This is a genomic window from Ensifer sp. MJa1 (genome assembly GCF_037026475.1).
GTDB lineage: Bacteria > Pseudomonadota > Alphaproteobacteria > Rhizobiales > Rhizobiaceae > Ensifer.
Genome location: NZ_JAKUMO010000011.1, coordinates 155,950 through 178,791, shown reverse-complemented (window position 1 = coordinate 178,791; position 22,842 = coordinate 155,950). Strand labels below are relative to the sequence as shown.

The following is a 22,842-nucleotide window of genomic DNA, read 5'->3' as shown; positions in this document are numbered from 1 at the left end:
CTGTTTTCTGGCCGCCTTGCCGAGCCGGCCAAATCTTTCAAAGTCCTAGTTTGTCTTCACCCGGCCTCGTCCCTGTCGGAGCCGGTCTTCACTCAAAAGCTTTCCTTCAGCCACTGGCCCATGCGGGCGATGCGGCCGTTGCCGGCGCCGAGCACCGAGAACATGCCGCCGTGGGAGGCATGGGTCTCGAGGTCAGCGACCTGCGGATAGATCATCAGGCCGACCGCCGTGGAGAAGGCCGGGCCCTTGGCAGCGGCCGGCAGCCCGGAAACCCCGAGCGGACGGCCGATGCGAACATTGCGGGCGAGGATGCGGCGCGCTGCTTCCGGAAGCCCGGTCAGCTGGCTGGCGCCGCCCGTCAAAACGATGCGCTTGCCGACGATCGGGCTGAAGCCCGAGCGCTGGATGCGGTCGCGGATGAGTTCCAGCGTCTCTTCGATGCGGGCGCGCACGATGCGCGAGACGAGCGCGCGCGGCACATGCGTCGGCTGATCGCGGTCGTCCTCGCCGATCGGCGGGACCGAGACGATGTCGCGTTCGTCGGCGCTGTTGGGCAGTGCCGAACCGTGAACGACCTTCAGCCGCTCGGCGTCTTCGATACGGGTCGAAAGACCGCGCGCGAGATCCGTCGTGACATGATGACCGCCAAGGCTGACGGCATCGGCGTGAACCAGTTTGCCTTCGGCAAAGACCGAGATCGTCGTCGTGCCGCCACCCATGTCGATCGCGGCACAGCCGAGTTCGACTTCGTCATCGACGAGTGCGGCAAGGCCGCTGGCATAGGGTGTAGCCACCATGCCCTCGACCGAGAGGTGGGCGCGGTTGACGCAGAGTTCGAGGTTCTTGAGAGCCGCCCGTTCCGCCGTCAGCACATGCATGTCGACGCCGAGAACGTCGCCGAACATGGCGAGCGGATCGCGGATGCCGCGCTCGCCGTCGAGCGAGAAGCCGGTCGGCAGCGAGTGCAGGATGGCACGGTCGGAGCGCAGCGATTGCTGGCCGGCGGCCGAAAGAACCTTGCGCAGATCATTGGCGTCGACTTCCTGGCCGCCGAGATCGATCGTCGCTGTGTAGACGTCGCTCTGCAACCGGCCGGCCGAAACGTTGACGATGAGGCTGTCGATGGTAAGGCCGGCCATACGCTCGGCTGCGTCGACCGCAAGCCGCACGACGCTTTCCACCGCATCGAGATCGGCGACGACGCCGTTCTTGACGCCACGCGACTTCTGATGGCCGATGCCGATGATTTCGATGCTGTGGGTGCGGTTCGGCAGGATCTGGCTCTCGGCGCGCGGCGTCAGCCGGCCGATCATGCAGACCACCTTGGTCGAACCGATATCCAGCACCGAGACGACATGAGACCGCTTCGAGGAAAGCGGCTTCAGGCGCGGCAGGCCAAAGCTGGAGGAACCGAACAAACTCATATGCGGCCCTCTTTCTTCTTCTCGGTCTCCTGCGCCTTCAGCATCTTGTCCCTCGCCTTCAAGGCAACTTCGCGCCGGGTCACTGCTTCCGGCGTCAACTGAACTGTGGTTCTGTCTTCGAGCCTCAGGTCCACGGCAGCGATGTCGCGCTCGAGGAGCTGGTGCTGGCTTTCCATAGCGAAGAGCACCTTCATCGCCTGGGCGACGTTGTGCTCCGGCAGCTTGACGACGATGCCGTTGTCGAGGCGCAGGTCCCAGCGGCGACCGGCCACGCGCACGAAGGCCTTCACACGCGAGCGGATTTCCGGCCAGCGGGAAAATTCGTCGTAGAAATCAGCGGCCGCCGTTTCGGCGTCGCGGCCGACGAAGAGCGGCAGGGCGGCAAACTTGTTGTCGCGCAGCGGCGCAATCACGCTGCCGCTTCTTTCGATCAGCGAGAGATCGGAGCCGTGCTGCCAGATGCCGAAGGCCTTGCGTTCGGTGAGATTGACCTCGATCGTACCCGGATAGACCTTGCGCACGGTCACGCCCTGGACCCAGGGCATTTCCGCAATCAGCTTGCGCGCCTCGGCGATATCGAGCGCCACCAGCGACGTCGTGCCATCGAGACCGAGCTGCTGGAGGATGTCGATCTCCGAGGTCTGATCGTTGCCGGAAACCTTGACGTCCTCGATCGCAAAGCCGGCGGCCGTGGTCGAAGCCTGGGCGACATTTTGCGTGTGGCCACCGAGCGACATGCCGTAAAAGCCGGTCGCCGCAAAAAAGGCGAGCGCCGAGATCGTGCCCGTATGGGCCGGAAAACGGATACGGCCGGAACCGAGACTGACAAGGAAACGAACGGCACGGCGAAGCGGCCGCGGCAAAACGCGCGCACCATCGACGTCGACGGAGAGATCGCCATCGAGGTGACGAACCCTCTTGCCCCTTCTGCCCCTCAACGCAAACACGACGCGTCCTCCACCATCCAACTCAAAAACTCACCAAAGCTGTAACCGGCATGCGCGGCCATCTCGGGCACCAGGGATGTGGGCGTCATGCCGGGCTGGGTGTTGATTTCCAGCCAGATCAGCTCACCCTCACCGGTGGCACCGTCATCGAAGCGAAAGTCGGATCGGCTGACGCCGCGGCAACCGATTGCCTGATGCGCCTTCAGAGCGAGTGTTTGTATTTTTTGGTAAATATTTGGTGAAATCTGTGCCGGAATGACGTGGCTCGAACCGCCTTTTACGTATTTGGAATCATAATCGTAGAAAGCATGCCCTTGCGGGATGATCTCGGTGACACCGAGCGCCGTCTCGCCCATCACGCCGCAGGTCAGTTCGCGGCCGGCGACATAGCGCTCGACCATGATTCGGTCGCCGTAACGCCATTCGCTCGAGGTCACCACCTGCGGCGGATGCGACTGATCTTCCTTGACGATGACGACGCCGAAGCTCGAGCCTTCGCGGACCGGCTTGACGACATAGGGTGGCTTCATCGGGTGCTTGGGACCGAAGGCGTGACGGTCCATCACCTGCGCGTCGGCAACCGGAATGCCGGATGCGGCAGCAACGGCCTTGGCCTGCGCCTTGTCCATGGCAAGCGCCGAGGCAAGTACGCCGGAATGGGTGTAGGGAATTTCCAGATATTCGAGGATGCCCTGGATCGTACCGTCTTCACCGAAGGGCCCGTGAAGCGCATTGAAGGCGACATCCGGACGCAAGGCGGCCAGCACTTCCGCAACGTTGCGATCGACATCTATCCGGGTGACGCGATAGCCGGCAGCCTCGAGGGCATCCGCGCAGGCAGCCCCGGACGACAGGCTAACCGGTCGCTCCGAAGAAAACCCGCCCATCAGGACAGCCACATGCTTGCCGCTCATTCAAACCCCCAGACAATACGCCACTATCGCAAGGTTTCCTTGCGTCTGGCTGATTGCCGCCCTCGCGAGTCACCACGCCATTGGGGGCACTAGAGCGCCATTATGGTTAACGAACCGTTTACTTTCGTTAACCTTAGTCGGGAAATGAAACGCGCATCACGCGCACAGGCGCATATACGACAAGGCATTTTAGCGAGAGTTCAAAGGGTTGCAGAGCAATCCTGAATCAAATGCAGAAGACGCGAAAAAAATGAAAAAGCCCGCCGCAAACAAGGGCGGCGGGCTCCATTTCGACGGTGTAACGCGTCTCAGTCGTCGTCGCCGACAATCTTCCAGACGGTGCCGGCAATCACCGCGCCGACGATCGGCGCCAGCCAGAACAGCCACAGTTGCGCGAGCGCCCAGTCGCCGACGAAGAGGGCCTGGCCGGTCGAGCGGGCGGGGTTGACGGAAGTGTTGGTCACCGGAATCGAGACAAGGTGAATGAGCGTCAGCGCCAGGCCGATGGCGATCGGCGCGAACCCGGCTGGCACACGGCCATGGGTGGCGCCAAGAATGATGAACAGGAAGAAGAACGTCAGCGCCACCTCGATAACCAGTGCCGATGTCAACGAGTAGCCACCCGGCGAATGCTCGCCATAACCATTGGCCGCAAAGCCGCCGAGCTGGAAGCCGGCCTTGCCGCTGGCGATCAGATAGAGCACCGCGGCAGCGGCGATCGCGCCGAGCACCTGGGAGATGACGTAGCCGACGAGCTTGTGCGACGGAAACTTGCCGGCGACCACCAGCCCCACCGACACGGCCGGATTGAAATGTCCGCCGGAAATGCCACCGACCGCATAGGCCATGGTCAGGACCGTGAGACCGAACGCAAAGGAAACGCCGAGGAGGCCAACACCAACCTCAGGAAAGGCAGCCGCCAGAACCGCGCTGCCGCAACCACCGAAAACGAGCCAGAATGTACCCAAGAACTCTGCAGAAAGCCTTTTGAACATGCATTCGCTCCTGAAAAAACGAAGCCGATCGCTTCAGCTGCGGAGAGTTTGCCACAATTTGATTCCGGTCAAGCCGGGTTGTCCGACGGGGCCAAGCGCCCGCAAGAGGCGAGTAAGGCCGGCAACGATGGCGACCATGCCCAAGGACGAAGCAATGCGGGCCGGCCAATCGGGCGAGCCATGCGCCTACAGCGCCGCGCGTCTTGTCAGACGCGCAAAGGACGTTGTAGCACTTTGAATTGCTGCATGTTTTTGTCCTTTAATCGGTTACGATTAAGGGAAACGTGCAGCAGGGAATAATGCTGCGCACGGCGCCAAATTCGTTCGCATTTCTTACGAATTCAGGGTTTCGCCTTGCCGAAACTTGCGTTAAGACGCCGGCAACCGCCTCCCAAGACGGCCTCACATCCCTATCAGGAACTATAATAATGACAGACGCGACAACCTCCCTGTCGCCGAAGGACAAGGCGTCCAAGCCCGCGGCAGTGAACTCCCCTGCCCGGGTGCTGTTCGCAAGCCTCGTCGGCACGACCATCGAATTCTTCGACTTCTACGTTTACGCCACCGCCGCGGTGCTGGTGTTCCCGCACCTGTTCTTCCCGACCGCCGACCCGACCTCGGCGATGCTGCAATCCTTCGCGACCTTCTCGATCGCCTTCTTCGCCCGCCCGTTCGGCGCCGTGGTCTTCGGCCATTTCGGCGACAAGGTCGGCCGCAAGGCAACGCTGGTTGCAGCGCTCATGACCATGGGCATCTCCACCGTCGTCATCGGCCTTCTGCCCACCTATGCGACGATCGGTGTCGCGGCTCCGCTGCTTTTGGCGCTGTGCCGCTTCGGCCAGGGCCTCGGCCTTGGCGGTGAATGGGGCGGCGCGGTGCTGCTCGCCACCGAAAACGCACCGGAGGGCAAGCGCAGCTGGTATGCCATGTTCCCGCAGCTCGGCGCGCCGATCGGCTTCATCCTCTCGGCCGGCACCTTCCTGGTCCTCGGCCAGGTGATGAGCAACGAAGATTTCCTCGCCTGGGGCTGGCGCGTGCCGTTCGTCGCCAGCATCCTGCTCGTCGCCGTCGGGCTCTACGTGCGCCTGAAGATCACCGAGACGCCGGAGTTCCAGAAGGCGGTCGACAGCCACGAACGCGTGCAGGTGCCGATCGCCGAGATCTTCCGCTTCCACAAGCGCAGCCTGGTACTCGGCACCTTCGTGGCACTTGCCACCTTCGTGCTCTTCTACCTGATGACGGTGTTCTCGCTCTCCTGGGGCACGGCCAAGCTCGGCTATTCCCGCGAGCAGTTCCTCGTGGTGCAGATGACCGGCGTCGTCTTCTTCGGCCTGATGATCCCGGTTGCCGGTATCCTCTCGGACCGTTATGGCCGCCGGCTGATCCTGATCGTCACCACGATCAGCATCGGCGTCTTCGGCCTGTTCATGGCCCCGCTTCTTGCCGGGGGCCTTGGCGGCGCCTTCCTGTTCTCGATCATCGGCCTCGGCCTCATGGGCCTCACCTATGGCCCGATCGGTGCAGCCCTTGCCGCCCCCTTCCCGACCTCGGTGCGCTACACCGGCGCGTCGATGACCTTCAACCTCGCCGGCATCTTCGGCGCGTCGCTGGCGCCCTATATCGCCACTTGGCTCGCCACCAACTACAGCCTGGACTATGTCGGCTACTACCTGCTGGCCGCCGCCGCCATCACTCTGTTGTGCCTGGTGCTGTCGACGGAAGACGAGGTTTCGGCCTGATACAGGTTTGGCTGCGCAACGCGAGGCCGGCAACAAACAGGAAGGGCCGCAGCGGCGACGCTGCGGCCTTTTGCGTCTTTGGTACGGGCACACTCTGCGAGAAAGCGGAGAACTGTCGAACATCGATCCTTGACCACCATGCCACCCAACCCGCGGTCATCCTCGGGCTTGACCCGAGCATCCATTCCCAAGGCGCCCTATGTCGCGGCTGGAGAATGGATGCTCGGGTCAAGCCCGAGCATGACGGAGGATGTGGCCACCTATCGGCTCTCATCGCCCCAAAAGCAGAAAGGGCCGCAGCGTTGCCACTGCGGCCCTTCCCAAATCGCTATCTATCTCAGCCTCAGGCGATGCCGCGGCCGAGGAATTCCTTGATCTCATAACCCGGCATGAAGTTGCCGATGCGCTTGATTTCCCATTCGAGCCGGACGCCCGAATGTTCGAGCACGCGCTGGCGCACGGTTTCGCCGAGATATTCGAGCTCGTAGCCGGTCGCCTGGCCGGTATTGATCATGAAGTTGCAGTGCAGCGGCGACATCTGCGCGCCGCCGATCATCACGCCGCGGCAGCCGGCTTCGTCGATCAGCTTCCAGGCCGAATGGCCCTCCGGGTTCTTGAAGGTCGAACCGCCGGTCTTTTCGCGGATCGGCTGCACCGTTTCGCGATGCTGGCGCACGGCGTCCATGTCGGTCCGGATCTTGTTCTTGTCTTCGGCGTAACCTTCGAAGATCGCATGGGTGAAGATCAGGTCCTTCGGCGCCGACGAATGGCGATAGGCGTAGCCCATGTCGGCATTCGACAGTACGTGCTGGTTGCCCTGGCGGTCGATCGCATGGACCTCGACGACGCGCTCGCGGGTCTCCGAACCATTGGCGCCGGCGTTCATGCGCAGGGCGCCGCCGAGCGAGCCGGGAATACCGTAGAAGAAGTAGAAGCCGCCGATGCCGTGGTCGAGTGCCATCGCCGCGATGTTCTTGTCCGGGCAGATGGCGCCGGCCTTGATGCGGTTCTCGCCGACAAGCTCGAGATCGCCAAAACCCTTGGCCGAGAGACGGATGACGACGCCGGGAATGCCGCCGTCACGCACGAGCAGGTTCGAGCCGACGCCGACCACCATGACCGGCACTTCGGCCGGCACCAGCTTCAGGAAGGTGACGAGATCGTCCGTGTCGTGCGGCTGGAACATCAGCTCGGCAAGACCCCCGGCGCGGAACCAGGTGACACGATCCATCGGCGCATCCGGCGTGATGCGGCCGCGCACAGCGCTGACACCACTTCCGAGCGATTCCAGTAGTTTCTGACCGTTGACCTGTTTCATGCTCAATTTCCTGAAATGTCCGCGAGTTCCTTGGGCAGGGCAGCCGCCCAGTAGGTGATGCTGCCAGCCCCCAAGAGAACCACAAAATCGCCGGGCTGTGCAATCTTGCTGACAACCGGTGCGATTGCTTCCGCACCGGAAACGTAACGGGCATCACGGTGACCGCCGGCCTTGATGCGATCGACCAGCTCTTCAGCCGTTGCACCCGGTATGAGGTCTTCGCCGGCCGCATAGACGGGCGCGATCAGGATCGTGTCAGCGTCGTTGAAGCAGGCGGAGAAATCTTCAAACAGGCTCGAAAGGCGTGAGTAGCGGTGCGGCTGGTGCACGGCGATGATTCGGCCCTGGCAGGCCTCGCGCGCGGCACGCAGCACCGCCTTGATCTCGACCGGATGGTGGCCATAGTCGTCATAGACGCGCACGCCCTTCCAGTCGCCGGTAAAGGTGAAGCGGCGCTTGACGCCGCTGAAGGAGGCAAGCCCCTTGGCGATCGCTTCCGGGCTGATGCCGAGCCGCTGGGCAACCGCGATCGCCGCCGTCGCATTGGACACGTTGTGACGGCCGGGCATCGGCAGGCGCAGGTCCTTCATCGTGATCACCTGGCCGGTGCGGCGGCGGCGGATCTCGATGTCGAACACGGACGTGCCGTTGTTCATGCGGATGTTGTGGAAGCGCACGTCGGCCTGCGGGTTTTCGCCATAGGTGACGACCTTGCGGTCCTCGATCTTGCCGACCATGGTCTGCACTTCGGGATGGTCGAGGCAGAGCACGCCGAAGCCGTAGAAGGGCACGTTCTCGACGAACTGGCGGAAGGCGGCGCGCACCGCATCGAAATTGCCGTAATGGTCGAGATGCTCGGGGTCGATATTGGTGACGACGGCCACGTCGGCCGGAAGCTTCAGGAAAGTGCCGTCGGACTCGTCGGCCTCCACCACCATCCACTCGCCCTCGCCCATGCGGGCATTGGTGCCGTAGGCGTTGATGATGCCGCCGTTGATGACGGTCGGATCAAGGTTGCCGGCTTCAAGCAGCGCTGCGACCATCGAGGTGGTCGTCGTCTTGCCGTGCGTACCGCCAATTGCGATCGCGTTGCGGAAGCGCATGAGTTCGGCGAGCATCTCGGCCCGGCGCACGACCGGCAAAAACTTTTCGCGCGCGGCGATCAGTTCCGGATTGTCCTTCTTGATCGCGGTCGAAACGACGATCACCTCGGCATCGCCGAGGTTTTCAGCCTTGTGGCCGACGAAGACCTCGATGCCCTTGGCGCGCAGGCGCTGCACATTGGCGCTGTCGGCCTGGTCGGAACCCTGGACGCGATGGCCGAGATTGTGCAGCACCTCGGCAATGCCGCTCATGCCGATGCCGCCGATACCGATGAAATGAACCAGCCCGATGGTTTTCGGCATTTTCATGAGCGTGTTTCCCTGAATTTCTCGACTGTCAAACCGCTGGCAATAGCCTCTACGAGAGATGCAAGCAAGCTTGCTGCATCCGGCTTGCCGGTTTCCCGGGCGTTTGCCGCCATCTGGGCGAGCGATTGCGGATTGTCGAGCGCATCCTTCAGGATGCCGGCAAGTCGATCCGCGGTCAGTTCACTTTGCGCGATCACCCGCGCACCGCCCTTGGCGGCAAGCGCTGCGGCATTGGCCGCCTGGTCGTGGTCGAGCGCATAGGGATAGGGCACCAGAATTGCCGGACGGCCGATCACCGAAAGCTCCGAAACCGTCGAGGCGCCCGAGCGGCAGATGACGAGCTGGGCGCCGGCGATCCGCTCGGCCATGTCGGTGAAGAACGGCGAGACTTCGGCCGGAACGCCGAGCTTGTCATAGGTGGCGATCACCCCGTCCTTGTCTTCCGGCCGGGCCTGCTGGGTGACCTTCAGGCGCTGGCGACGCGCATCATCCAGCCGGCAGATCGCCTGAGGCACCGTCTTGGAGAAATATTGCGCGCCCTGGCTGCCGCCGAAGACGACGAGATGGAACGGCGCGTCACTGGTGGCCGTTGCATAGGGCACGTTTGCAGCACCAAGCACCGCGGGGCGCACCGGATTGCCCGTCGTCACGGTCTTGGCCGCAAAGGCGCCGGTACCCTCGGGCAGGAAGCCCCCGGCAATCGCCTTGACGCGCGAGGCGAGTGCCTTGTTGGCGCGGCCCATCACGGCATTCTGCTCGTGGATGATTGAGGGAACGCCCATGCCGGTTGCCGCCAGGAGCGGCGGCACGGTCGGGTAGCCACCGAAGCCGACGACGGCCTTCGGCTTCAGCCGCGCGATCAGCTTGCGCGCGGCGCGCATGCCGGTCCACAGCGTCCAGAGCGACTTCGCGACACTGATCGGGTTCTTCGAGCCGATCGTCGCCGAGGGCACGACATGCACTTCGTCGGCCGGGAACTTGCCGGCATAACGCTCGGCACGGCTGTCGGTAACGAGGTGCACCGAATAGCCGCCGGCCTTCAGTTCGTGCGCCAGCGCTTCCGCCGGAAAGAGATGGCCGCCGGTACCGCCGGCGGCAAGCAGGATGATGCCTTTAGTCATATTTTACTCCGCCGGCACACCAATGCCGGACCGAAACAGGCTGCGCTCCACGGCGCGCTTCTCCGGGCGGTGACGGGTCAAAGCCAGGATGAAGCCGGCAGTCACGCAGATCGCCACCATGGACGAGCCACCATAGGAGATCAGCGGCAGGGTCATGCCCTTGGCCGGGAGCAGTTCGAGGTTCACGCCGATGTTGATCATCGACTGGATGCCGATCTGGAGGACCAGGCCGGCAACGGCGAACCGGTTGAAGTCGTTGCGCTCGCGGAAAGCATGGTTGAGGCCGCGCATCACCAGGAAGGCGAAGATCAGCACGATCAACATGCAAAAGACGATGCCGAATTCCTCGGCCGCAACGGAAAAGACGAAGTCGGTATGGCTGTCCGGGATGATGCGCTTGACGATGCCTTCGCCTGGGCCCCGGCCGAACCAGTCGCCGCGGATGATCGCCTCGCGCGCGGTGTCCATCTGGAAGGTGTCGCCTTCGCCGGTCAGGAACTTGTCGATACGGGCAGCCACGTGCGGCAGCATCGTATAGGCGACGAAGAAGCCACCAAGTGCTGCACCGCCAAGCAGGATGATCCACAGCCACGGCATGCCGGCCATGAAGAACATGCCGCCCCAAACGGCCGTCGTCAGGATCGTTTGGCCAAGGTCGGGCTGGGCGACAAGCAGCGCCGCGACGATGCCGAAGAGCAGGATGGCAAAGAGATTGCCGGGGATTTCCGGCTGCCGCGCATGCTCGGAGAAGAGCCAGGCACAGACGACGACGAAGGCCGGCTTCATGAATTCGGACGGCTGGATCGAGATGCCGGCGATCGAAAGCCAGCGCATCGACCCTTTCACCTCTTCACCGACGAAGAGCACCAGCACCATCATCGCGAGCGAGCCGCCGAGAAGCAGGATCGCAGCGCGCCTGACCTGGCGCGGCGAGAGGAAGGAGATGCCGACCATCACCACCAGCGACGGCAACAGGAAGAGCGCGTGGCGCTTGACGAAGTGGAAGCTGTCGAGGCCGATGCGCTCGGCGACCGCCGGGCTTGCGGCGAAGGACAACATGAAGCCGACGCCCATCAACAGGATGAAGGTCGCCAGAAAGAACCTGTCGATCGTCCAGAACCAGTCGGCCACGGGGCCACGTTCGGCTCGGCTTACCATCTTGTCAGTCCCCTTCTCCGGCGCCCATCGCGCCCCACGTCCGAAACCCCGGCATCATCGCTATCCGCCTTGCGCCTGCGGCGCCTGATCGGCCAGCGTCAGATCAGCATCGTTACGCCTTCGATCGCCCGCACGTGGCCGACGAAGGCATCACCGCGTACCTCGAAATTCTTATACTGGTCGAAGCTTGCGCAAGCCGGGGAGAGCATCACGGCGGAAGCACCCGCTTCATCCCTGCCCGCATCGGCTGCCGCATGCGCGACCGCCTGCTCCAGCGTGCCCGAAATCTCATAGGGAACCGCCTCGCCGAGCGTTGCCGCAAAGGCGGGTGCGGCCTCGCCGATCAGATAGGCCTTGACGATCTTCGGGAAGAAGGGCGCAAGGGTCGTGATGCCTCCCTCCTTCGGCAGACCGCCGGCAATCCAGTAGATCCGCTCGTAGCTCGAAAGCGCGGGCGCTGCAGCATCCGCATTCGTTGCCTTGCTGTCGTTGACGAAGACCACCGCACCCTTGCGGCCGACCGGCTGCATGCGGTGTTTGAGGCCGGGGAAGCTTTTGAGCCCGCTTATGATCTCGGCCGCGCTGACGCCGACCGAAAGGCAGGCGGCAATGGCTGCGGCCGCGTTCTGGGCGTTGTGGCCGCCGCGCAACGTCTGGATGCCGTCGAGATCGACGAACAGGCTGGACGTGCCGCCTTCGGCCTTCAAGATGCGCGAGCCTTCGGCGTAAAAACCATTGGCGAGCACATGGCGGCGCGAAATGCGCACGACCTTGGTGCCGGCACGCTCGACGCGATCGGCAATCAGCGCCGAGAAACTGTCGTCGACGCCGACGATCGCCGTGCCGCTGCCGGCGACCAGCCGTTCCTTGATGTCGGCATAGTGCTGCATCGTGCCGTGGCGATCGAGATGGTCGGGCGTGAGGTTCAGCACGATACCCGCCGTCGGGTTCAGCGTCGGCGCCAGGTCGATCTGGTAGGACGAGCACTCGACCACATAGAAGCGGCCGGCCTTCGGTGGGTCGAGAGTGAGCACCGCCGTGCCGATATTGCCGCCGAGTTGGGTGTCCCGACCGCTTTCTCTGAGGATGTGGGCGATCAGCGCCGTGGTGGTCGACTTGCCGTTGGTGCCGGTAATGGCAATGAACGGGCAATCGGGCGCATGCGCCCGGCGTTCGCGCACGAAGAGCTCGACATCACCGATGATCTCGACGCCGGAAGCATGGGCAAGATCGACCGTCCAGTGCGGCTTCGGATGGGTGAGCGGCACGCCCGGCGAAAGCACGAAGGCGGCAAAGCCGGACCAATCGACCGAACGCAGGTCCGCCGTCGGCACGCCGGCAGAAGACGCCTTGGCAACGCTATCAGGATTATCGTCCCAGGCGGTGACGTCGGCACCACCGGCGACCAGCGCCTCGGCCGTTGCCAGACCCGAACCGCCGAGACCAAAGAGAGCGACTTTCCTGCCCTTGAAGGTGGTGACCGCGATCATCGTCTGATCACCGCAGCTTGAGGGTGGAGAGGCCGACCATCGCCAGGATGACGGCGATGATCCAGAAGCGGATCACGACCTGGCTTTCGGTCCAGCCCTTCTTTTCGAAATGGTGGTGGATCGGCGCCATCAGGAAGACGCGGCGGCCGGTGCGCTTGAACCAGAAGACCTGGATGATCACCGACAGCGTTTCCATCACGAAGAGGCCGCCGATGATGACCATGACGATCTCGTGCTTGACGGCAACGGCAACCGTGCCGATCAGGCCGCCGAGCGCGAGCGATCCCGTGTCACCCATGAAGATGGCCGCCGGCGGCGCATTGAACCAGAGGAAGCCGAGGCCGGCGCCGATGACGGCGCCGAGGATGACGGCAAGCTCGCCGGTGCCAGGCACGAAATGGATCTGCAGGTAGTTGGCGAAAACGGCGTTACCGGCGAGATAGGCGATCAGGCCGAAGGCGGCAGCCGCAATCATGACCGGCACGATCGCAAGGCCATCGAGGCCGTCGGTGAGGTTCACCGCATTGCCGGCGCCGACGATGACGAAACCGCCGAACAGCACGAAGAAGTAGCCGAGGTTGAGGACCAGGTCCTTGAAGAAGGGGAACGTCACCGAGGAGCCGAAGGTCGAACCGGCAACACCGCTCGAAACCGAGGCCTGCATCATGAAGAACACGGCGACGGCGGCGATCACGAATTCGATGCCGAGGCGCGCCTTGCCGGAAAAGCCCTTGTCCGACTGCTTCGTAACCTTGAGGTAATCATCGTAGAAGCCAATGGCACCGAAACCGAGGGTGACGAGCAGGGTCGAGACCACGTAGACGCTCGAAAGATCGGCCCACAGCAGCGACGAGACGACGATGCCGGCGAGAATCATCAGGCCGCCCATGGTCGGCGTGCCGGCCTTCTTGAAATGCGTCTGCGGCCCGTCGGCGCGGATCGGCTGGCCCTTGCCCTGGCGAATGCGCAGCGAGGCAATCATCGCCGGGCCGAACAGGAAAACGATGATGGCCGACGTGAACAGCGCCGCGCCGGTGCGGAACGTGATGTAGCGAAATAGATTGAAAAACTGAAAGTGGTCCGCCAGTTCCACGAGCCAAATGAGCATAAGGGACCTTTCCCCAAAGGTTTTCTGCACAATTCCTTAAATCGGAATCGATTTAAGGCCAAAATTATGCAGCCGTTTAAAATGTTACAGCGACCTTTGCGCGTCTCATAAGACGCGCGGCGCTGTATAGTCTGAAATCCGTCCAACAGAATCATCTGAAAAACGATACGCGCATGTATGCGAAGATGTTAGGGCGCGCCCACCTAACTCCAGGCTGTATCCACCGCGTCCCTCATGGGCGCTGTCGCCGGATCTGTCCCCAGCCGGCTACTCCTGGCCCTCAGAGCCATCGGCTTTCGCCTCCGGATAGGCCTCGATCAGCGCTTGCACGATCTTGGCGCAGCCGGTCCCCTTCGACGACTTGACCATGACCACGTCGCCGGCCGCAACGGCAGCCAGCGCATAGGTCTTCAGGTCCTCGACGCTCTCGCGGTACATCACCGAAATTTCCGGCGGCAGCGCGTCGCGCAGGTTCGCCATCAAGGGTCCGGCAAGCCAGACATCGGTGATCCCGGCCTCAACGAGCGGGCGGGCAAGGGCCGCATGCACCTCGACGGCATGTTCACCCATCTCCAGCATGTCGCCGAGCACGGCGACGCGGCGGCCGCCGACCGGCGGCTCGGCATCGCGTAGTAGTGCGATTGCTGCCCGCATCGAGCTCGGATTGGCGTTGTAGCTTTCGTCGATCAGCTTCAGCGTGCCGCCACTGATCGAAAGGGTATGGCGTCGCCCCCTGCCCGTTTCGGCCTGCATGGTCGAAAGTGCTGCTGCGGCCTGATCGAGGTCGCCGCCGGCTAGCTTCACCGCCGCAAGCACGGCTACCGCGTTTTCGGCAATGTGGCGTCCCGGCGCGCCGATCGGGACTTCGATCGTCCTGCCGCCGATACCCGCCCAAAGGGTCGAGCCCTCGGAGCCGCCGCTGAACTCGACCAGGCGGAACTCCGCCTTCGGATTGGCGCCGAACGAATGGATGTGGCTGACGCCAGCGGCAGCCGCGGCGTTTTCCAGAAGCTTGTATTGCGGGCTGTCGTGAATGATCAGCGCGTGGCCGCCATTGACCACACCCTCGAAGATCTCGGCCTTCGCCTCGGCGATCTGGTCGAGGCTCTCGAAATTGCCGAGATGGGCGGCAGCGATGCTGGTGACGATGGCCACATGCGGGCGCACCATCGCCGTCAGCGGCCGGATCTCGCCCGGATGGTTCATGCCGATCTCGAAGACGCCGAAATCGGTCGCCTCGGGCATGCGTGCCAGCGTCAGCGGCACGCCCCAGTGATTGTTGAAGGAGGCGACGGAGGCGTGCACGCGACCCTGGGGCGTGAGCACATGGCGCAACATCTCCTTGGTCGTCGTCTTGCCGACCGAGCCCGTCACCGCAATCACCTTGGCGGCGCTGCGGTCGCGCGCCGCGCATCCCAGCCTGATCATTGCTTCGAGCACGTCGTCGACGACGATCATCGGCGCATTGAGCCGACCGAGCGCCGGCAGCTTACCCTCGCTGACGACCAGCACCGCAGCGCCGTTCGCAAGCGCGATCCCGGCATAGTCGTGACCATCGACCCGGTCGCCCCTGATCGCGAAGAAGGCCTCACCCTTGCCGATCGAGCGGCTGTCGATCGAAATCCCCGAAATGCCCTCAGGCAAATTGCCCATCGGCCGACCGTTCATTGCGGCCAGAAGATCGCTGCTTGTCCAGAGCCAGTTCATCACAAGCCTCCCAGGGCCTTACGGAGTTCCGCATGGTCGGAGAACGGCAAGGTGACGGAACCAACCGTCTGTCCTTCCTCATGTCCCTTGCCGGCAACGATCAGCGTGTCGCCGGTCTTCAACATGCCGACGGCCGCGCGGATCGCCTCGGCACGGTCGCCGATCTCGGTCGCGCCCTTGGCAGCCGCCATGATCTCGGCGCGGATGACCTCAGGCACTTCGGAGCGCGGATTGTCGTCGGTAACGATCACCACATCGGCAAGCCTGGTGGCGATCTCGCCCATGATCGGACGCTTGCCCTTGTCGCGGTCACCGCCGCAGCCGAAGACCACGATGACGCGGCCGGTCGTGAACGGGCGCACCGAGGCGAGCACGTTTTCGAGCGCATCCGGCTTGTGGGCATAGTCGACATAAGCGAGCGCACCGTCCTTGGTCTGGCCGACGAGTTCAAGCCGGCCCGAGGCACCCTGCAGCTTTTCAAGCGCGGAGAAGGCAGCCTTGGCGCTGATGCCGGTCGACATGGCAAGACCCGCGGCAACCAGCGCGTTCGCGACCTGGAAATCGCCTGCGAGCGGGATGTGGATTTCGAAGATGTCGTCGCCAACATGCACTTCGGCCGATTGCTTGTGGCGGAAATGCTCGACGCGCTTCAGCGAGATGTAGTCGCCCTTGCGGCCGACGGTGCGCACGTCGAGTTTCGCCTTGCGGGCAGCGGCGATCGCCTGGTCCGACCATTGGTCGTCGGCAAAGACCACGGCCGGCGCGCCCTTCGGCAGGAGCGCATCGAACAGCCGCATCTTCGAGGCCATGTAGTGCTCGACCGTCGGATGATAGTCCATGTGGTCGCGACCAAGATTGGTGAAGGCCGCAGCGGCAAGACGCACGCCGTCGAGCCGGTACTGGTCGAGGCCGTGGCTGGAGGCTTCCATAGCCGCGTGAGTGACGCCGGCATCGGCCAGTTCGGCCAAGAGCTTGTGCAGCGACACCGGATCGGGCGTCGTCAGCGAGCCGTAATCGTTGCGGCCGGGCGCAACCACGCCGGTGGTCCCGATCATCGCGGCGGCGTATCCGGAATGCGCCCAGATCTGACGGGTAAAGGAGGCAACCGAAGTCTTGCCGGCCGTGCCGGTGACGGCAACCATCGTCTCTGGCTGGCGGCCGTAGAAGGCGGCAGCGGCACGTGCCAGAAACGCACGCGGCTGGGAGAGTTTCAGCACCGGCGCGGACGCGGCATCGACCTCGTTGCCTGCGTCGGTAACGACGGCGACCGCGCCGCGCTTCAGCGCGTCAGCGATATAGGCACTGCCATTGGCCTTGCTGCCGGCAACCGCGACGAAAAGATCCCCTGGCTGAACCTGCCGACTATCGGCCGAGAGGCCCGCAACGTCGATTTCGGCGGCGGTGCCGCTCAGTTGTCCCGAAAGTTCCGGGAAATTCGATCCCGCCAGGTCTTTGATCTTCATGAACGCACGTCTCGCATCGATTTCGATCCGCAAGAATCGCGAATCGTCCGCTTTCTCATTTCATGTCTAATAAGACACAAGCAAGGCAGAACCGTCTTCTCCAAACTTTGGTTCGACACCGAGCAGCGGCGCGGAGCGGCTGATGATGTCACGGACCATGGGAGCAGCGTTCGAGCCGGCCGTGCGCCCGCCACCCTCGCCGGTCTTCGGCGCGTCGATGAAGGTCAGCACAATGTATTTCGGATTGTCGATCGGGAAGGCCGCAAGGAAGGCGTTGAAGTTCTGATCATTGGCGTAGCGGCCGTTGACCACCTTGTCAGCCGTGCCGGTCTTGCCGCCGACATTGAAGCCCGGCACCAGGGCGCGCTTGCCCGAACCGGCGATGCCGTTCCAGCGCAGCAGGAAGCGCATGTCGTCGCTGGTGCTCTTCTTGACCACGTTGGTTGCGAGTTCGTCGGCCTGGCTTTCGCTGCGCGGCAGGAAGGTCGGCGGGATCAGCTTGCCGCCGTTGACGAGCGCTGCCCCGGCAACCGCGGTCTGCAGCGGCGTGGTCGAGACGCCGTGACCGAAGGAGATGGTGATCGAGTTGATCTTCTTCCATTCGCGCGGCTGCGTCGGCGATTTCACCTCCGGAAGTTCGGTCGGAAGCTTCGAAAGCAGGCCGAGGCGGGTCAGGAATTCTTTGTGGCCGGGAATGCCGACGAGATCGGCGACCTTCGCCGTGCCGATGTTCGACGAATACTGGAAGATTTCCGGAACCGTCAGGACGCGGCGCTTGCCGTGGAAGTCCTTGATGGTGAATCCGCCGATGCGGATCGGCGCCGAGGCGTCGAAGCTGTCGTTGAGCGTCACCTTGCCGGAATCGAGCCCCATGGCGATGGTGAAGGTCTTGAAGGTGGAGCCCATTTCGAACGTACCGTTCGACATGCGGTTCATCCAGCCTTCTTCGGCCCCTTCGGCCGGCTTGTTCGGGTCGTAGTCGGGAACCGACGCCATGGCCAGCACTTCGCCGGTATTGACGTCGAGCACGACCGCCCCGGCGGCGAGCGCCTGGTAATTCTTCATGCCGTTGTAGATGACATCGCGCACGATGTTCTGCACCCGCACGTCGATCGACAGCTTCACCGGCTCGAGCTTGGCGTCGCTGGTCATGCCGATTGCGGCAAGATCGGCGAGACCCTGGCTGTCGATGTAGCGCTCCATGCCGGCAACGCCGCGGTTGTCGATGTTGACGTGACCGAGAATATGGGCCGCGGTCGCGCCGCCGGGATAGAAGCGGCGCTTTTCCGGACGGAAGCCGACGCCGGGAATGCCGAGCGCCAGGATGTCACTCTGCTGCTTCGGGGTGAGCTGGCGGCGCAGCCACTGGAAGCGCGATTTCGATTTCAGCTTGTTGTAGATCTCGCGGGCGTTGATGTCGGGCAGAACCGTCGCCAGCCGCTCGACCGCCTCATCGGCGTCGACGATCTTGTGCGGCTCGGCATAAAGCGAAACGGTGCGGATGTCGGTCGCGAGGATCTCGCCGTTGCGGTCGAGAATATCGGGGCGCGACGCCATGAGGTTGTCGGCGCGGCCGATGCTCGAAACCGTCTCGGGTGCCGCCAGGCCGTATTGCACCAGGCGGCCGCCGATGACGGCATAGACGATGCCGAAGCTCGCGATCACGATGGCGACGCGGTTCTTCGCCTGGTTGGTGGTTTTCTTGCGCGTGCCCTGGAAGGTGACATTGAGGCCTGCTTCTGCCGGGCGGTTGTTTCCGCCGGCGGAGAAATGTGCCTTGCTCTTCAGGACCATGATGCGGGAGAGAAACGACATCAGTGCGCCACCGATCCAGTTGCGATGTTATCGGTCTTGTTGATGAGGGCGGCGACACCGTCCTTCGCCTTTTCATCCTCGGGGATCGGCACGTCCGCCTTCAGCATCGGCAGTTCCTGCGGCTGGGCGAGCTGGGTCGAGGGCGTCGGGGCCAGTTGCAGGTCGGCCCCGAAGGCGCCGACGAGCCGCTCCAGCCGGTTCGGCTGGGTCAGAAGCGCCCAGTCGGCCCGAAGCAGATCGATCGTGTCCTCTTCCAGCTTGATGGCGACATCGAGCTTGCGGACTTCCTCGAGCTTGTTTTCAGCACGATGCTTGATCGTATAGGTGACGGTCGCGGCGGCCGTCATGACGACGATCAGAACGATATCGAGCGTTCGAAGCATGTCTTGTCAGCCCCCCAACCGTGCAAGGCTTGCCAGTTCCGGCAGATTGAAAATGGATAGATCGTTTCCCGGCGACGCGGCCTGCGTGCGGATGCCGGCGCGCAGCTTTGCAGAGCGGGCGCGCGGATTGAGGGACGCTTCTTCCTCGCTGGCTGCCACCATAGGCTTGCCAACTGGCGTGAAGGTTGCGGCGCGGGCGGAAACCATCGGCAGGTGGCGCGAACCACTGGCCTTGCCGGAGCGATCCTGGAAGAAGGCTTTGACGATCCGGTCTTCGAGCGAATGGAAGGTGACGACGACGAGTCGACCGCCGGGCTTCAGCGCCTTTTCGGCGGCAAACAGCGCCTGAGCGAGTTCACCGAGTTCATCATTGACGAAGATGCGCAGCGCCTGGAAGACGCGGGTGGCCGGATGGATCTTGTCCTTGGCCTTGCGCGGCGTCACCACCTCGATCAGGCCGGCAAGATCACGGGTTGTTTCGAACGGCTGCTCGGCCCGGCGTTTTTCAATGGCGCGGGCAATGCGGCCGGCCTGCTTTTCTTCGCCGAGGAAGCCGAAGATGCGGATGAGGTCTGACACCTTGGCACGATTGACGACATCGGCCGCCGAAACGCCGGACGACGACATGCGCATATCGAGCGGCCCCTTCTTCTGGAAGGAAAAACCGCGCTCGGCCTCGTCGATCTGCATGGAGGAAACGCCGATGTCGAGCACGACACCATCGAGCCCGCCCTCGGGCGCATGGGCGGCAAGCTCGGAAAACTGCGACTGGATGAGCTTCAGCCGGCCACCCCACTCAGTGACCAGCGACTGGCCGGCGGCGATCGCCGTCGGGTCGCGGTCAAGGCCGATGACATCGGCACCAGCGCTCAGGATTGCGGAACTGTAGCCACCGGCACCGAACGTGCCATCGAGGATCACCTTGCCAGGCGCCGGCTCGAGAGCGGCGAGAACTTCCGGCAAGAGAACGGGGATGTGACGAACCGGTCCGCCTTCGGCTTCAGGAATACCTCCGCCTTGATCCGTCACCATTCCCTCTCTCCATTCTAATCCGGACGCAACCCCCGTGATTTGCGCCCTTCCCGGGCCGCCGCCTGGGCCTTGACGAAGGCCTGCGGCTCCCAGAGCTGAAAATAATCGCCCCGCCCGACGAACATCACGTCGGTCGAGATGCCGGTGAAGTCGCGGATGAAATCCGTCATCATCAACCGGCCTTCCGGATCGAGCTTCACGAAGACCCCGCCCCCATGAACCAGCAGCGACATCTCGTTGGCCTCCGGGGAAAAAGGATCCTCGGCCGCCATCTGCCTCTCGAACCGATCCAGGAGCTCCGGCCCGCCGACGCTGATCGCCGGAAAGACGAAATCCTGAAAGCAGTATAGCTCCCGAACGCCCCCATCCGACAGCACGGAGCGAAACGCCGAGGGAACGGAAACCCGCCCCTTCGCATCGATCCGATTGCTGGCATGTGACAAGAAGCGGTTCATAACGCGAAACGGCCGCCCAAGACTGACGGGCCACGATCATTGACCCGCGAGAACACTCGATCGCACCTGCAAGACGCCCCCGCCGAACACCGGAATGTTCGCCCACCTCCCGAAGCCGGAAGGCACTGGGATCTTGCAATGATGGGCTGCGAAGCAGCCCTTGCGCAGTGCCATTATGGGATATCATGGGACCATATGGGCGTCAATGGGATTGGCTCGGAAACAGCCGTCGGGCTGATCAAATATTGATAGGTTGTTAAGTTTAACGAAGGGTTACGAATTGACCCCCACCGTGCGGGAATGGGGCGGCGGAACGGCTTCAAATCGTTGGAAAATCAGAATGTGCGAAAGGGCGAAGAAACGCCGTTCGACAACGGGTGAGACAACAGCGCGCAGGAACGGACCGGCTTGTTTTCAAGCGCGACGGCGCATCGGACACGAGCAAAACCGGGCCAATCGGAAGCGGCCGACGAGGCTGATTTGCGCCGGCCGAATTGCTCACGACAAGTTTCGCCGTTTGAACCCGTGCCAAAAATGGAGGCAGGCGGACGGACCGTGCCGCAGCAAAAAAAGAGAAATCGCCAGTTGGCCTGTAAGCCGGGTTCTGTATGGCCCCGCTGCCCGGAGGCAACGGAACGTGGCAGCCATTCATCTGGGACTGCGCTTGCACGCAGCCTCTTGCAACCCACCCGGATGACTGGCCCGGAAACAGGCTGGGCGCTTGCGCGTCCGCGTCATCCCTATTCGGTCTTGCTCCCGGTGGGGTTTGCCGTGCCGTCCATGTCGCCATGTCCGCGGTGGGCTCTTACCCCACCCTTTCACCCTTACTCCGCAAGCGGAGCGGTTTGCTTTCTGTGGCACTTTCCCTGAGGTCACCCTCGCCGGACGTTATCCGGCACCGTGCTTCCGTGGAGCCCGGACTTTCCTCCCCCCGCGGCCTTTCGGCACTTGCGGAGAGCGGCTGCCCGGCCAACTGGCACGCGCTCCTTAACCGAGTGCGCCGCGCCGCGCCAGAAAAAACGGCAGGGCTGCCGCTTCGCATGCGGCGCACTGAGGATAACTGCGCGATAGCCGTCGCCGGCCGCCCTTGGCAGCGTCAGCGGAAGACGACGGAGAAATCCGCGTCGTAATCGGGCTCGTCGATCCGGCCGTTGAGCACAAGAACGGCACCGAGCCGGCCGATCTCGTCGGAGCTCTTTGCCGCCTGGCCGTTGCCGCCGGTCACGATCGCGATGCGCTCGCCGTCGGCAAAGCCGATATAGGGCAGGCCATGCCGGGTAAACGAGGTGACGCAGGGCGAGAAATGCGTGGAGGCCGGCGCAAGGCCGGGCATCACCTTGGCGAGCAGCCCACGCAAATGCTCGGCAGCCGGCGCACTGGCCGAGCCGCGGAACCATTGCCTTACCGCCGGTTCGTCGTCGAGCACGCGGTCGGTCGGGTCGCCGCCGATCTTGATGTAGTGCTTGCCGTCCTCATAGGCGACCGGCGGCAACAGATAGTAGCTTTGCTCTTGCTCCGGTGCGGCACCGATCAACGACGGCATGCCCTCAAAGGTCTTGAGATCACCGCTTGCCACTTCGGCGAAGAACACCGTCCGCGCCTTCACCACAAGATCGATCGGCCGTGGCAGCAGCGTGTTCGAGAGTGAGAACCCACCGGCAGCGACAATCACCCTGCCCGCATCGAAACGGGAGCCGTCCTGTGTTGTGACAACGACGCGATCGGTCACTTCGGACACGGAGCGAACTTCGCTTCGAACGATCCGTGCGCCGGCCTTTTCGGCACACATGGTTTGCGCTAGAACCAGCGCGCGTGGATTGATATAGCCGGCGCCCTTGCGCTCGTAGATGCCGGCATGGCCAGCCGGGAAGCGGAACCAGGGAAAGCGCTGCGAAAGTGCGTCGCCATCGAAGAGCGGCGCCTCGACGCCCAGAGCATCGCGCGCCCGCTCAACCTTCTCCATGTAATCGTAGTCGGCACCCGGCGCCGGCCCGGCGATCAGGCAACCGACCTCGTGGTAGAACCGAATGCCGCTGTCGCGCTCGATTGCGCCATAGCGCGCGATCGAGCGCCTGGCGAGGCGCGCCCAGACCGGGTCGTCATCGATCGTGCGGGTAATACGGGCATTGTCGTAATGGCTGGAGAAGACGCCGGAGTGATTGGCCCAATCCTTGGGCTCGTCCGGACCGATGAGCGCGACGCTCGCACCTGACAGCGCAAGGTGGCGGCCGGCGGCCGCCCCCATCATGCCCTTGCCGACAACGATGAAATCAAAGCTCTGAGACACGACCGATCCCCCTCATGCGCGTCAGGGGGAGATAGCATGTCGGCGCCGATATGGCACTCTGGTTGCAGGGGGTC

Annotated in this window: 18 protein-coding genes and 1 other RNA gene; 1 reads left to right on the top strand and 18 read right to left on the bottom strand. The window is 63.4% G+C overall.

What is annotated here, in order from left to right:
* Nucleotides 1-92: 92 nt before the first annotated feature.
* From ftsA to aqpZ, 4 genes are all read right to left on the bottom strand, one after another.
* The gene (gene ftsA / locus MKZ91_RS16935) at nt 93-1,424 is read right to left on the bottom strand and encodes a cell division protein FtsA (RefSeq protein WP_336172229.1); all 1,332 of its coding nucleotides are present in this window, start codon (nt 1,422-1,424) and stop codon (nt 93-95) included.
* Nucleotides 1,421-2,371, bottom strand: a complete 951-nt coding sequence (ftsQ, locus tag MKZ91_RS16930) for a cell division protein FtsQ (RefSeq protein WP_336172228.1) — start codon at nt 2,369-2,371, stop codon at nt 1,421-1,423. Before ftsQ ends, ftsA begins: the two co-directional genes overlap by 4 nt.
* Entirely contained in the window at nt 2,359-3,285 is a 927-nt protein-coding gene (locus MKZ91_RS16925; protein ID WP_336172227.1) for a D-alanine--D-alanine ligase, read from the bottom strand. Before MKZ91_RS16925 ends, ftsQ begins: the two co-directional genes overlap by 13 nt.
* A 308-nt stretch (nt 3,286-3,593) precedes the next feature.
* Nucleotides 3,594-4,280, bottom strand: a complete 687-nt coding sequence (gene aqpZ, locus MKZ91_RS16920) for an aquaporin Z (protein WP_336172226.1) — start codon at nt 4,278-4,280, stop codon at nt 3,594-3,596.
* 428 nt (nt 4,281-4,708) lie between these two features.
* Between aqpZ and MKZ91_RS16915 the strand changes: the two genes are divergently transcribed.
* Nucleotides 4,709-6,019, top strand: coding sequence for an MFS transporter (locus tag MKZ91_RS16915; protein WP_336172225.1), 1,311 nt, complete (start codon nt 4,709-4,711; stop codon nt 6,017-6,019).
* 343 nt (nt 6,020-6,362) lie between these two features.
* Here MKZ91_RS16915 and murB read toward each other — a convergent pair whose 3' ends face one another.
* From murB to MKZ91_RS16845, 14 genes are all read right to left on the bottom strand, one after another.
* Nucleotides 6,363-7,337: a UDP-N-acetylmuramate dehydrogenase gene (murB, locus tag MKZ91_RS16910; RefSeq protein ID WP_336172224.1), complete on the bottom strand. Its 975-nt coding sequence runs from the start codon at nt 7,335-7,337 to the stop codon at nt 6,363-6,365.
* A gap of 2 nt (nt 7,338-7,339) precedes the next feature.
* A complete protein-coding gene (gene murC / locus MKZ91_RS16905; RefSeq protein ID WP_336172223.1) occupies nt 7,340-8,749 on the bottom strand; it encodes a UDP-N-acetylmuramate--L-alanine ligase in 1,410 nt (469 codons plus the stop codon).
* The gene (murG, locus tag MKZ91_RS16900; protein WP_336172222.1) at nt 8,746-9,870 is read right to left on the bottom strand and encodes an undecaprenyldiphospho-muramoylpentapeptide beta-N-acetylglucosaminyltransferase; all 1,125 of its coding nucleotides are present in this window, start codon (nt 9,868-9,870) and stop codon (nt 8,746-8,748) included. Before murG ends, murC begins: the two co-directional genes overlap by 4 nt.
* A gap of 3 nt (nt 9,871-9,873) precedes the next feature.
* Nucleotides 9,874-11,028 carry a putative lipid II flippase FtsW gene (ftsW, locus tag MKZ91_RS16895; protein WP_336172221.1) on the bottom strand — a complete coding sequence of 385 codons (1,155 nt, stop codon included), beginning with the start codon at nt 11,026-11,028 and terminating at the stop codon, nt 9,874-9,876.
* Between the two features lie 98 nt (nt 11,029-11,126).
* Nucleotides 11,127-12,518, bottom strand: a complete 1,392-nt coding sequence (gene murD / locus MKZ91_RS16890; protein WP_336172220.1) for a UDP-N-acetylmuramoyl-L-alanine--D-glutamate ligase — start codon at nt 12,516-12,518, stop codon at nt 11,127-11,129.
* Nucleotides 12,519-12,525: 7 nt separating this feature from the next.
* Nucleotides 12,526-13,626 carry a phospho-N-acetylmuramoyl-pentapeptide-transferase gene (gene mraY / locus MKZ91_RS16885; RefSeq protein ID WP_336172219.1) on the bottom strand — a complete coding sequence of 367 codons (1,101 nt, stop codon included), beginning with the start codon at nt 13,624-13,626 and terminating at the stop codon, nt 12,526-12,528.
* A 267-nt stretch (nt 13,627-13,893) separates the two neighbouring features.
* Nucleotides 13,894-15,333 carry a UDP-N-acetylmuramoylalanyl-D-glutamyl-2,6-diaminopimelate--D-alanyl-D-alanine ligase gene (locus MKZ91_RS16880; protein ID WP_336172218.1) on the bottom strand — a complete coding sequence of 480 codons (1,440 nt, stop codon included), beginning with the start codon at nt 15,331-15,333 and terminating at the stop codon, nt 13,894-13,896.
* The gene (locus tag MKZ91_RS16875; RefSeq protein ID WP_336172217.1) at nt 15,333-16,796 is read right to left on the bottom strand and encodes a UDP-N-acetylmuramoyl-L-alanyl-D-glutamate--2,6-diaminopimelate ligase; all 1,464 of its coding nucleotides are present in this window, start codon (nt 16,794-16,796) and stop codon (nt 15,333-15,335) included. The genes MKZ91_RS16880 and MKZ91_RS16875 overlap by 1 nt, the downstream gene beginning before the upstream one ends.
* Before the next feature lie 66 nt (nt 16,797-16,862).
* Nucleotides 16,863-18,611 carry a peptidoglycan D,D-transpeptidase FtsI family protein gene (locus tag MKZ91_RS16870; RefSeq protein WP_336172216.1) on the bottom strand — a complete coding sequence of 583 codons (1,749 nt, stop codon included), beginning with the start codon at nt 18,609-18,611 and terminating at the stop codon, nt 16,863-16,865.
* Nucleotides 18,611-18,994: a cell division protein FtsL gene (gene ftsL / locus MKZ91_RS16865; RefSeq protein WP_336172215.1), complete on the bottom strand. Its 384-nt coding sequence runs from the start codon at nt 18,992-18,994 to the stop codon at nt 18,611-18,613. Before ftsL ends, MKZ91_RS16870 begins: the two co-directional genes overlap by 1 nt.
* A 6-nt stretch (nt 18,995-19,000) precedes the next feature.
* Nucleotides 19,001-20,026: a 16S rRNA (cytosine(1402)-N(4))-methyltransferase RsmH gene (gene rsmH, locus MKZ91_RS16860; RefSeq protein ID WP_336172214.1), complete on the bottom strand. Its 1,026-nt coding sequence runs from the start codon at nt 20,024-20,026 to the stop codon at nt 19,001-19,003.
* Nucleotides 20,027-20,040: 14 nt separating this feature from the next.
* Nucleotides 20,041-20,481, bottom strand: coding sequence for a division/cell wall cluster transcriptional repressor MraZ (mraZ, locus tag MKZ91_RS16855; protein ID WP_336172213.1), 441 nt, complete (start codon nt 20,479-20,481; stop codon nt 20,041-20,043).
* A gap of 577 nt (nt 20,482-21,058) precedes the next feature.
* An RNA gene (gene rnpB, locus MKZ91_RS16850) (RNase P RNA component class A) lies at nt 21,059-21,458 on the bottom strand.
* 119 nt (nt 21,459-21,577) lie between these two features.
* Entirely contained in the window at nt 21,578-22,768 is a 1,191-nt protein-coding gene (locus MKZ91_RS16845; RefSeq protein ID WP_336172212.1) for an NAD(P)/FAD-dependent oxidoreductase, read from the bottom strand.
* Nucleotides 22,769-22,842: the final 74 nt, after the last annotated feature.